Raw genomic sequence first — 11,551 nt, 5'->3', positions numbered from 1 at the left:
GAAAACCATCTGCGGCATCACTGCCGCCGATGGTTCTGCGCCGTTTCCATGAACATGTTCGCCGCATCGCTGTGCCGCGTCAGGCGCCGCCACCCGATGCCGATGTCCACGGTCGGCAGGGTCTCGCGCGTGCGCTTGGAAAGGATGCGATCCCCTTCCAGGCTCCACGGGCGATAGACGAGGTCGGGCATCAGGGTGATTCCAGCCCCGGTGCCCACAAGGCTGCGCACCCCTTCCATGGAGGAAGTGCGAAAGGCTACGCGCGGCTGATGGTCGAATTTTGACCAGATGCTCTCCACCAGCCCCTCCAACTCGTCGAGCGAAAGCATCACCACGGGATCGTTTTCCAGCTGGGCGAGCGACAATCCGTCGACATTGGCCAGAGGATGCGATGGCGCGAGCCAGGCGCGGCATTCACTCCGCAGCAGCACCTCATGGTCGATCGCGCTGCGCTGCTCGAGATTGGAGACGATCAGCAGCGCCAGATCCAGTTCGCCGTTGACCAGCATATGTTCGACATAGGCCCGTTTGTCTTCCACCAGCGAAACCTGGATGCGCGGGAACAGGCGCTGGAAACGGGAGAGCAGGTCCGAAAGGAAATAACCAGTCACCAGCGGGGTCACCCCGACGCGGACGTGCCCCTCGGTCTGGTCCTCCCCTTGCCCCACACCACCCGCCAGATTGGCGATCGCATCGACGATAGAACGGGCATGGCGCAGGAACTGGCTGCCTTCCCAGGTGAGAGTGACTCCCTTTGCATGGCGGTGGAACAGGGTGACGCCCGTTTCCAGCTCCAGAGTGCGGATCGCATCGGTGACAGCGGATTGCGAAATGCCCACCGCGCTTGATCCGCCCGATACAGAACGAGCCTCTGCCACTGCGATGAAATAGCGAATCTGACGGAAGGTGATGTTCATCTGTCTTTCCGATAGCTCTCGCTTTGCATAATCGACTGGTGCAACTGGCGATAGAGAGGTTTCATATTTTCGCTCGGCCTGAATTGTGCACTTGCAGCATTCTCAGCCTGAGGTAGCATCGCCTTCGAGGGGAGCAGCATCGGCAACAGCCGGTGTCAGCAAAAGGGGTCAATCGATATGAACGGCTTCGAATTTCCGACACGCAAAGGGATGGGCCGCCGCTCGCTGCTTCAGGCACTGGGCGTCGCGGCGGTTGGCATTAGCTTTGGCGGACTGGCCGCCTGCAGCAAGTCCGACGGCGGGAAAATGGCGGCTACGGGCGAGGAAGCGTCCCTCAACTTCTATAATTGGGACACCTATATTGGTGAAACCACGCTGGATGACTTCAAGGACGCCAGCGGCATTTCCGTGAATATGAGCCTGTTCGCCACGAATGACGAATTGTTCGCCAAACTGCGCGCGGGCAATCCCGGCTTCGACGTGATCGTGCCTTCAAACGATTTCGTGGAACGCATGATCGAGTCGGATCTGATCGTGCCGCTCGATCATTCGCTGATCCCCAATATGAAGAATATCGATCCGACCTTCATCGATGTCGCTTATGATCCGGGCCGGAAATTCTCGATGCCCTACACTTGGCTGACGCTCGGGATCGGCTATCGTAAATCGAAAGTGAAAGGCGTTCCGGACAGCTGGAAATATCTGTTCGATTCCGCCGAATATACCGGGCGCATCGCGCTCCTTTCGGAAGCGGGCGACGTGATCCGGCTGGGTGCGAAATATCTGGGCCATTCCGTCAACGGGTTGACGCCTGAGATCATCAAGCAGGTCGAGGCGATGATGATCAGGCAGAAACCCAACATCAAGACGTTCCACGAGGATAACGGGCAGGACCTGCTCCTCTCCGGGGAAGTGGACGTGGTGATGGAATATAATGGCGACATCGCGCAGATCATGGTGGAAGACGACGATATCGACTTCGTGCTTCCCAAGGAGGGCAGTCAGCTGAATTCGGACACGCTGTGTATCCCCAAGGGCGCACCGCATCCGAAGAATGCCCATTCCTTCATCAACTATCTGCTCGACGCTGAAGTGGGCAAGAAGATCGCGGAAACGATCCTTTTCCCAACCCCCAACGCGGCTGCAAAGGCTCTGATGCCGGATTCCTACAAGAGTAATCCGGTGATCTTCCCGCCGGCTGACCAACTCGCGAAGTGCGAATACGCTTCCTACAACGAGAAGCTCCAGCCGCTCTACGAGGAAGCCTTCACCAGGATCAGGGCCGCCTGACGATCTGAGGACCAGCCAGCAACCGGGGGGACGCGAATGGAGAGCTGGAAAAACCACAAGGCATTGTTCGCCGCCATAGCGACGGCACCGCTTACATGGCTTATCCTGTTCTTCCTGCTCCCCCTGGGCATCGTCTGGCTTTACAGCTTCGGCACCAATCAGGGCCTGACCCAGATCGATATTTCGGGCACCTTTGCCAATTACGCCCGCGCGCTTGAGCCGCTCTATCTGGGCATCTTGTGGAAGTCCGTGCTGGTTGCAGGCGCTACAACCATCATCTGCCTGGTGGTGGGATTTCCGGTCGCGCTGGCCATCGTCTTCGCCAGTGACAAATGGAAACCCTGGCTGCTGCTGGGCATCATGCTGCCCTTCTGGACCAATCTGCTGATCCGCACCTATGCGCTGATGGCCGTGCTGAGGACGGAAGGCTATGCCAACCAGACGATCGGCTGGCTGCATGACAAGTTCGGCTGGCTGATGACGCTGGTGGGCCTGCCGCCACCGGGCGCCTATGAGCCGATGCATCTGCTCTACAACAATTTTGCGGTGATCTTCGGGCTGGTTTATGTCCACCTGCCCTTCATGGTGCTGCCGCTCTATGCTGCGCTCGACAAGCTCGACAAATCGCTGATCGAAGCCAGTCTGGATCTGGGTGCCGGGCATCTGCGCACCCTGCTGATGATCGTGGCACCGCTGGCGGCACCGGGAATCATTTCAGGCATCATCATCACCTTCGTGCCTGCGCTGGGCGCCTATCTTACGCCGGACCTGCTGGGCGGGCCGGACAGCCAGATGATCGCCAATGTGATCGAACGCCAGTTCAAGCGCGCGAATGACTGGCCTTTCGGGGCCGCCCTGTCCTTTATCCTGATGTACGCAACCTTCATCGCCATTGCCTTCCAGGCCATGAAAGCGCGGCAGGCGGAGGCGCGCCAATGATCGGCCTCCCCAAACGCACACCCATCGCGCCGCTGGAATATACGCGGCGCCTCTGGATGCGCGGCTGGGTGGGGCTGGTGCTGTTCTTCCTCTACGCGCCGCTCATCACCCTGATCGCGTTCAGCTTCAACGATAGTCGGCGAAACATCGTGTGGCGTGGCTTCACGTTCAAATATTACGAGAAGGCGCTGAACAACGACAGTTTGATGGAAGCGCTGGTGAACTCCATCACCATCGCCGCCCTCGCCACCGCCGTCAGCGTCGTGCTGGGCGCGCTGGCGGCGGTAATGCTGTGGCGATTCCGCTTTCCGATGAAGGCTGCTGCGGAAGGGGCGATGGCGCTGCCAATCGTGGTGCCGGAAATATGCATGGGCGTTGCCATGCTGGTATTCTTCGCCAAGATTGGCTTTCCCACGGACCTGCCCTGGCCGCTCAACCTCGGCGCGATCACCATCGCGCATATCACCTTCTGCTTTCCCTTTGTGACCATGGTCGTCCGGTCCCGCCTGGCCAGTTTCAATCGCGAGGAAGAGGAAGCAGCCAAGGATCTGGGCGCCAATGAATGGCAGGCTTTCCGCGATGTCCTGCTGCCCCACATGAAGCCGGGGCTGGTGGCGGGCGCACTGCTGGCCTTCACGCTCAGCCTCGACGATTTCGTGATCACCTTCTTCACTTCGGGGCCCAATACCGTGACCTTCCCGGTCAAGGTCTATTCCATGGTCCGTTTCTCGGTGACGCCGGAGGTCAATGCGGCTTCCGCCATGGTCATCGCCCTTACCGTCATTCTCACCACCATCACGCTCAAGATGCAAAGCCGCATGGGCACGATCGCGCAAGGCCACTGATCGCATGGAAGACAAGCAACCGATCATATCGATCCGCAATGTGTCCAAGCGCTTCGGGCAGGTCGCAGCAGTGGACAATGTCTCGCTCAACATCATGCCGGGCGAATTCTTCGTGCTGCTGGGGCCATCGGGCTGCGGCAAGACGACGCTGCTGCGCATGATCGCCGGTTTCGAGATACCCACCGAAGGCCAGATTCTGATCGACGGTCAGGACATGGCCAAGGTGCCGCCAAACAAGCGGCCGGTGAACATGGTGTTCCAGTCCTACGCCGTATTCCCGCATATGAGCGTGGCCGACAATGTCGGCTATGGCCTGAAGATCGCGGGCGTAGGCAAGGCCGAGCGGGAAAGCCGCGTGGCCGAGGCGCTGGAACTGGTGAAGCTGGACGGCTTCGGCACGCGCAAGCCCAATCAGCTTTCCGGCGGGCAACGCCAGCGTGTCGCCCTCGCCCGGTCACTCGTCATGCGGCCCAAGGTTCTGTTGCTGGACGAACCCCTTTCCGCCCTCGATGCCAAGCTGCGCGCGCAGATGCAATTCGAGCTGGCAGACCTGCAGGATCATGTCGGCATCACCTTCATCACCGTGACGCATGACCAGGACGAGGCGCTTTCCATGGCCGGGCGCATCGCGGTGATGAACAAGGGCGACATCGCCCAGCTTGCCACGCCATCCGATCTCTATGAATTCCCGGCCAACCGCTTCGTCGCGGACTTCGTGGGGTCTGTGAACCTGTTTGAGGGCCGCCTGACACTGGACGAGCCGGACCGGGCGGCGGTCGATTGTCCCGGCCTGGGCAAGGTCTATCTCAATCACGGCGTCACCGGGCCGCATGGGGCCGATGTGTGGGTGGCGATCCGGCCGGAGAAAATCTATCTCCACGTACCTGGCGCGGGCAAGGCGATCCGCGGTGCGGCCGAGGATGCGCCCGAAGGTCACAATTTCGCGCGCGGACAGATCAAGGGCATGAGCTACCTGGGAGACATCACCCTTTACGACATCCGCCTCGAAACCGGGGCGATGCTGCGCGTATCACGCCCCAACCTCTCCCGCCGCGATCAGGAAGACTTCACCTGGGACGATCGCGTCTCGATGCATTGGCGCGCCGATAGCGCGGTGGTCCTGTTGAACTGATGCTGCGCCGGACCCTATCGGTTAATTCGATGGGCCGCGCTTTTCTTTTCGTATTTCCTACTCGTGTTTCTCACGCCTAAACCTGCGTCTGGCAGCAGCAAGGCAGGAATCCCATGGGTGAGATCTATAGCCAGTTCATTGCCGGCCAACCGGTTCAGGGGGATGAAGCTCCCGAAAAGGTGTTCAATCCGGCCACCGGTTCGGAAATCGCCAGCCTCGCCAGCGCCAGCCGCGCTCAGGTGCAAGCCGCCGTGGCCGCTGCCGAGAAGGGCTTTACCGTCTGGTCGCGCATGACGCCCGGCGAACGCTCCCGTCAGATGCTGAAAATCGCGGATCGGATCGAACAACTGACGGAGGAATTCGCGCAGATCGAAATGGCCAATTGCGGCAAGCCCATCGCCACGGCTCGCGCAGTCGATGTGGGCAACACGGTGGATGTGTTTCGCTTCTTTGCTGGGGCGGCCCGCACTGTGCCGGGCGTTCCGGCAGGCGAGTACCGGCCCGGCCATACATCCATGCTGCGGCGTGATCCGCTGGGCATCTGCGTGGGCATCGCGCCCTGGAACTACCCGCTGATGATGGCGAGCTGGAAAATCGCCCCGGTAATCGCGGCAGGCAACAGTGTGGTTCTCAAACCTTCGGAGCACACGCCGCTCAGTGCGCTGAAGCTGGCGGAAGTCTGCGCCGAATTCCTGCCCGAAGGGGTGGTGAATATAATAACCGGCAATGGGTCCAATGTCGGCGCGCAACTGGTGGCCCATCCGCGCGTACGCATGGTTTCCCTTACCGGCGATGTCGCCACCGGGCGCAAGATATTGGAAGCGGTGGCCCCCACCATCAAGCGCACCCATTTCGAGCTGGGAGGCAAGGCGCCCGTGATCGTTCTGGAAGATGCGGATATCGAAGCCGCCGTGGCCGCGATTGCCGAGGGTGGCTATTACAACGCCGGGCAGGATTGTACTGCTGCCTGCCGCGTCTATGCCCATGCCAGCGTGCATGATCGGCTGGTGGCCGAACTCCAATCCGCAATCGAAGCGATCCCGATGGGCGATCCTTCGCAGCCGGGCACCCAGCTTGGCCCGCTCATCACGGCCCGCCAGCGCGACCGGGTGGACGGCTTCGTCGCCCGCGCGGCCGCCGATACGCCGGCGCAGATCGTTACGGGAGGCTATGCGCCGGATGGGCCCGGCTTCTTCTACGCCCCCACCCTGATCGCCGGAGCGCGTCATACGGATGAGATCGTGCAGAAGGAAGTGTTCGGCCCGGTTGTGTCCGTCACCCGCTTCACGAACGATGCGCAGGCGCTGGAGTGGGCGAATGATTGCGAATATGGCCTCGCCTCCTCCGTCTGGACGCGCAATGTCGGCAAGGCCGCGCAATTCGCCGCGCAACTGCAATATGGGGTAACGTGGATCAACACCCACTCGGTCAACGCCACTGAAATGCCGCATGGCGGGGTTAAAAGCTCGGGCTATGGCTCGGACCTGTCGATCTACTGCCTCGAACATTACATGACGACGCGCCACGTCATGATTAAGCATTGAGAATGGCCCGTCCCGTACTCGGAGTAATCGCCTGCCAGCGCATGGTGGGCATCGAACCGGCCCAGACCGTGATCGAGCGCTACATTCGCTCCGTCATGGAATATGCCGATGTGGCGGCACTGATCATCCCTTCGCTGCCCGATCTGATGACGGCGGCGGAAGTCGCCCCGCGTCTGGACGGCGTGTTGCTGACCGGCAGTCCCTCCAATATCGAAACCTATCGCTATCAGGACGAAGGGGGCACCAAAGACGAAGAAGGCCCTTTCGATCCGGGCCGGGACGAAATCGCGCTGAGCATGGTCGACCGCATGACCGAGCAGGGCAAGCCCGTATTCGGCATCTGCCGGGGCTTTCAGGAAATCAATGTCGCACTGGGCGGCACGCTGCGGCGCGACGTTTCCGCCAGCGACGATCTGCTGCGCCACCATGCCCCGGACGGCGTGTCCTTCAACGCCATGTTCGATCATATCCACCCGGTCCATTTGGCGGAAGGAGGCATGCTGGCGCAGGCATTCGGCAAGCAGGATCTGACCGTCAATTCCGTCCACTTTCAGGGCGTGGGCCAGCTGGCCGACGGGCTCAGCGTGGAAGCAACCGCGCCTGACGGGCTGGTGGAAGCCTATTCCGCCAGGATTGGCAGCGCCCCCGTGCTTGCGGTACAATGGCATCCAGAGTGGCATCCGGAAGGTAATGCGGACAGCCAGTCCTTCTTCCGGCTGCTCGGCCGGATATTGCGGGGGGAATGATGCCCGTTACGCGCACCAATCGGTTTCTGGCCCGGATAGGCTTCTCTCCCTGAACGGAAGGCCCGTGCCGCGCATTGCCGCGGCCTTTCTTCCAATTCAGCCCAGCGAGAACAGACATGCCCCGCAATTACGATATTGCCGAACTCAAGCGCCTGGACGTGGCGCACCATTTGCCAGCCCAGCAGGACTACAAGCTGATCGAGGATATCGGCGGCAGCCGCATCGTGACCCATGCGGAGGGCTGCTACATCCACGATGGTGACGGAAACCGCATTCTGGACGGCATGGCCGGGCTATGGTGCGTCAATGTCGGTTATGGGCGCGAGGAACTGGTGGAAGTCGCCGCCGAACAGATGCGCGAACTGCCCTTCTATAATACCTTCTTCAAAACCGCGACGCCGGCCACCGTGTTGCTGGCGCACCGTATTGCCGGGCTGACGGGCGGCAAGCTGCAGCACATATTCTTCAATGGCTCGGGTTCCGAAGCCAATGACACCGTGTTCCGCATGGTCCGCCATTATTGGAAGCTGAAGGGCGAGCCCAAGCGCAAGATCTTCATCAGCCGCTGGAACGCCTATCACGGCTCAACCGTGGCCGGGGTCAGCCTGGGCGGCATGAAATTCATGCATGAACAGGGCGATCTGCCCATCCCCGGTATCGAGCATGTTCGCCAGCCTTACTGGTTCGGCGAAGGCTTCGGCATGGACAAGCGCGAATTCGGCAAACTTTGCGCCGCCGCCATTGAGGAGCGCATCCTCGAAGTCGGGCCGGAAAATGTCGCCGCATTTATCGGGGAGCCGGTTCAGGGCGCGGGCGGCGTCGTCATTCCGCCCGAAGGCTATTGGCAGGAAGTGGAGGCGATCTGCCGGAAATATGGCATCCTGCTGGTGGCGGATGAAGTGATCTGCGGCTTCGGCCGCACCGGGGAATGGTTCGGCCACCAGACGCTGGGCTTTACGCCCGATCTGGTGCCAATGGCCAAAGGACTATCCTCCGGCTATCTGCCGATCAGCGCCACGGCGGTTTCCAGCGACATTGTGGAAGTGCTCAAGACCGGGGGCGATTTCGTCCATGGCTTCACCTATTCCGGCCATCCGGTCTGCGCTGCCGTTGCCCTGCGCAATATCGACATCATCGAACGGGAAGGACTGGTATCCCGCACGCGCGACGATACCGGCCCCTATCTGGCGAAGGCGCTGAAGCGGCTCGACGATCATCCTCTGGTTGGAGAAGCACGCTCCATCGGCTTGCTTGGCGCGGTAGAGATCGTCAGCAAGAAAGGCACGAATGAGCGTTTCGGCGGCAAGGAAGGTACCGCCGGACCGATCGTGCGCGATCACTGCATCGCCAATGGCCTGATGGTTCGCGGCATCCGCGATACGATCGTGATGTGCCCGCCGCTGACGATTTCTCATCAGCAGATCGATGATCTGGTGACGATCATCGAGGCCTCGCTCGATCAGGCAACGCCCGAACTGCGCGCCATCGGCTGATCGCACAGGCTGCTGGCGCCATCCGAAAGGATGATCTGCGCCAGGCGGCGGCCCGAGAGCCAGGCCGCCTCCACACGGGGTCCGATCAGCCAGTCCCCGCAGACGCCCAGCCGGGAGGCACTGTCCCACAGTGCCTCCCGCCCGGCAGTGCCCGACAGCGCAAAACGCCAGCGATGGGCGATAGCGGCTAGAGGAGGGCGATCGGCCCCGGATGCGCCAAGGAAAGCGTTGGACAGCGCCTGCGCGACCCATTCCGGACTTTCTTCCAGATGCGTGCGTGACCATTCGGGAGTTGCATGGATTGTCCATGCCTCCGGCCCGGCCCTCCCAGCCTTGGAATTATTCCGCGCCGCCCACGCAACGATGCCGTTGTCCCGAATGACGGCGGAGCAGTCCACCTGCCCTTCAAAGGTAAGCATGGCCGCCCAGCAGGGCGCGGAGAGTACCCGAACCGCGATGCGCGCCATGTCCAGGCAATAGAGGCCCAGCAGCGGCGCAGCCTGCTCTGCCGGCAAAGCAATGACCAGCGCATCGAATTGCCCCTCGCCACCCTGTTCGCAAGCGAGATGCCAGCCATCTGCCCCTCGCGCGATCCCCCGCACATGAGCATTGCTGACTATATTCAGGCCATAAGCCATGTGCCTGGGAATGGCATTCATAGCCGGAACGCCCACCCAGGCATCATCGCGCGCGTCGGGCCAGCGCGCCACCACGCCTGCAGCCTCCCACTCACCAACCTGACTGGCGAAACCGGGATCGCGCGCGGTGAAATACTGCGCGCCATGATCAAAGATCGCGATACCGGCAGGCGTCTCCATTCGCCGGGAAGACATGCGCCCGCCGGGACCGCGTCCCTTGTCGAACAACTGGACCGCATGGCCCTGCTCAACCAGCAAACCCGCGCAGGCCAAACCGGCCATACCCGCGCCGACGATCCCCACTCTCACTGCCGGACTCCAGCCGAATTGAAACGGGAAGGATGGAAGGCAGGGGCGACTCTCATGGGCAGGAGGACGGTTGCGCCTCCGGCTCGCTCGCGCCAACATGGCCGAAAGGGCAGTCCTTGCCCTTGGCCCCGGAGATGCTAACTTCATACCATGGCAATACATGACATAATAGACGCCAGCCCAACTGCCGCAGTCATCAGCGATCCGCGTCAGCCAGACAATCCGATCATCGCCTGCAACGAGGCTTTCGTGCGGCTGACCGGCTTTGCGCGCGAGGAGATCGTGGGCCGCAATTGCCGCTTCTTGAGCGGGCCGGATACCGAGCCTGAACTGACGCAGATGCTGCGGGACGGCATTAGCCGGAAACAGCCGGTCATGGTCGAAATCCTCAATTACAAGAAAGATGGCACGCCGTTCCGTAATGCGGTGATGGTAGCTCCGATTTTCGACGATGCGGGCGAATTGGAATATTTCCTTGGTTCGCAGATGGAAGTGGTCAGCGCCACCGGGCTTTCGAGCGCGGAACGGAGCGACGCGGCGCGCGAGAAGATTGCCGCCCTTACCGGCCGCCAGCGGGAAATCCTTGCGATGATGTCCGCCGGCAAGCTCAACAAACAGATCGCCTATGCCCTGGATCTGAGCGAGCGCACGGTGAAGATGCACCGCGCCGCCCTGCTCAAGGCGCTCGACGTGAAGACCAGCGCCGATGCAATCCGCCTGGCAGTGGAAGCGGGGTTCTGACCCGAACATCAGCAGGCCTGCCCTAAAGGGCAGATAGCCTCTGCATAAGACTCTGCTAAATCACTTTCATCAACGAAAGGGCCTCGCCACTTATCCCCCTTTTCCCGGCGAGGCCCGCCTACCTTCCCCCAATCACGAATGACGCCGTGCTCAGCCCAGCGGCAACTTCTCCAGCGCGCCCGGCAGGTCAGCCACACTGTCGATCACCACATGAGCGCCGGCGGCAAGCAACTTGTCCCGTGCCCCGGCGAGCAGAGCCTCCCGCTCCGCAGGGTCCAGAGCCGCGAGTTCCTCCGGTGTGAGGCCGATCGCATTGCCACTGGCCGCCACGCCAACGGTCCACAGCCCTGCGGCGCGCCCTTCGGCTATGCCGACTTCGGTATCATCCACCTTCACGCAGGCACTGGCGGGCCATGCGCCCAGTTCGACGAGGTTCTTCCAGGCCATCAAGGGCGACGGCCGGCCCTCCGCCGTTTCCCCCGCGCAGACCAGGCAGTCGGGGACATAACCCTGATCGGCGGCGAGCGGCAGGATCTCGTCCATCATCTCCCGCGTGTAGCCCGTGCAGGAACCCAGCTTGACGCCTGCCTGCCGCAGATCACGCGCGACATCGGCGGCTCCGGGGATCAACACCGCGCATTCACGGGCGGCCGCGATCATGGCCGGGCCGATCTTATCGAACAGGCGCAGGGCATCCTCATGCTGAGGCAGCGCTCCCTTGGCGGCTTCCCAGGCGGCTGCGATGCGCGGCTTGGCCAGCAGGCAGGCGATGTGATCCCACTTGGCGCGGCCCATATCCTCATGGGCTTCCGCCGCGGTAATCGGCACGCCCTGTTCCTCGAACAGTTTGACCAGAGCCATCACCGGCGCGCGGCTGCCGAAATCGATCATCGTGCCCGCCCAGTCGAAGATCACTGCCTTGAGCGCGGGTGGGATATTTGCCTGCATGGAAAGCCT

At 61.7% G+C, this 11,551-nt stretch carries 11 protein-coding genes; 8 read left to right on the top strand and 3 right to left on the bottom strand.

Going from position 1 to position 11,551, the window contains the following annotated elements; translation table 11 throughout:
- Positions 1-17: 17 nt before the first annotated feature.
- A complete protein-coding gene (locus H0274_RS00185) occupies positions 18-917 on the bottom strand; it encodes a LysR family transcriptional regulator (protein ID WP_226791929.1) in 900 nt (299 codons plus the stop codon).
- Between the two features lie 177 nt (positions 918-1,094).
- On the opposite strand from H0274_RS00185, the gene H0274_RS00180 reads away from it, so the two are divergent.
- The 7 genes from H0274_RS00180 to H0274_RS00150 all read left to right on the top strand — a co-directional run bounded on the left by H0274_RS00180 (position 1,095) and on the right by H0274_RS00150 (position 8,906).
- The gene (locus H0274_RS00180; protein WP_226791926.1) at positions 1,095-2,207 is read left to right on the top strand and encodes an ABC transporter substrate-binding protein; all 1,113 of its coding nucleotides are present in this window, start codon (positions 1,095-1,097) and stop codon (positions 2,205-2,207) included.
- Positions 2,208-2,243: 36 nt separating this feature from the next.
- Positions 2,244-3,146, top strand: a complete 903-nt coding sequence (locus H0274_RS00175) for an ABC transporter permease (RefSeq protein ID WP_226791924.1) — start codon at positions 2,244-2,246, stop codon at positions 3,144-3,146.
- Positions 3,143-3,991: an ABC transporter permease gene (locus H0274_RS00170; protein ID WP_226791921.1), complete on the top strand. Its 849-nt coding sequence runs from the start codon at positions 3,143-3,145 to the stop codon at positions 3,989-3,991. The genes H0274_RS00175 and H0274_RS00170 overlap by 4 nt, the downstream gene beginning before the upstream one ends.
- A 4-nt stretch (positions 3,992-3,995) precedes the next feature.
- A complete protein-coding gene (locus tag H0274_RS00165; RefSeq protein WP_226791919.1) occupies positions 3,996-5,123 on the top strand; it encodes an ABC transporter ATP-binding protein in 1,128 nt (375 codons plus the stop codon).
- Positions 5,124-5,236: 113 nt separating this feature from the next.
- Positions 5,237-6,667: a gamma-aminobutyraldehyde dehydrogenase gene (locus H0274_RS00160; RefSeq protein ID WP_226791917.1), complete on the top strand. Its 1,431-nt coding sequence runs from the start codon at positions 5,237-5,239 to the stop codon at positions 6,665-6,667.
- Between the two features lie 2 nt (positions 6,668-6,669).
- Entirely contained in the window at positions 6,670-7,413 is a 744-nt protein-coding gene (locus H0274_RS00155; RefSeq protein WP_226791915.1) for a gamma-glutamyl-gamma-aminobutyrate hydrolase family protein, read from the top strand.
- A gap of 116 nt (positions 7,414-7,529) precedes the next feature.
- A complete protein-coding gene (locus H0274_RS00150) occupies positions 7,530-8,906 on the top strand; it encodes an aspartate aminotransferase family protein (protein ID WP_226791913.1) in 1,377 nt (458 codons plus the stop codon).
- Here the strand turns inward: H0274_RS00150 and H0274_RS00145 are convergent.
- Positions 8,873-9,853, bottom strand: coding sequence for an NAD(P)/FAD-dependent oxidoreductase (locus tag H0274_RS00145; protein ID WP_226791911.1), 981 nt, complete (start codon positions 9,851-9,853; stop codon positions 8,873-8,875). The two genes, H0274_RS00150 and H0274_RS00145, sit on opposite strands and share 34 nt — an antisense overlap.
- A gap of 150 nt (positions 9,854-10,003) precedes the next feature.
- Here H0274_RS00145 and H0274_RS00140 point away from each other — a divergent pair, with 150 nt between their 5' ends.
- Positions 10,004-10,594: a PAS domain-containing protein gene (locus H0274_RS00140; RefSeq protein ID WP_226791909.1), complete on the top strand. Its 591-nt coding sequence runs from the start codon at positions 10,004-10,006 to the stop codon at positions 10,592-10,594.
- Between the two features lie 150 nt (positions 10,595-10,744).
- Here H0274_RS00140 and phnX read toward each other — a convergent pair whose 3' ends face one another.
- On the bottom strand, positions 10,745-11,542 hold the full coding sequence (phnX, locus tag H0274_RS00135; protein ID WP_226791907.1) for a phosphonoacetaldehyde hydrolase: 798 nt from the start codon (positions 11,540-11,542) through the stop codon (positions 10,745-10,747).
- Between the last annotated feature and the right edge of the window lie 9 nt (positions 11,543-11,551).

The sequence above is a fragment of the Fulverythrobacter ferritrahens genome (assembly GCF_020539485.1).
GTDB classification, from domain to species: Bacteria; Pseudomonadota; Alphaproteobacteria; order Sphingomonadales; family Sphingomonadaceae; genus Andeanibacterium; species Andeanibacterium ferritrahens.
Note: the sequence above shows the minus strand (reverse complement) of the source record. Positions and strands in the feature narration are given on the sequence as shown.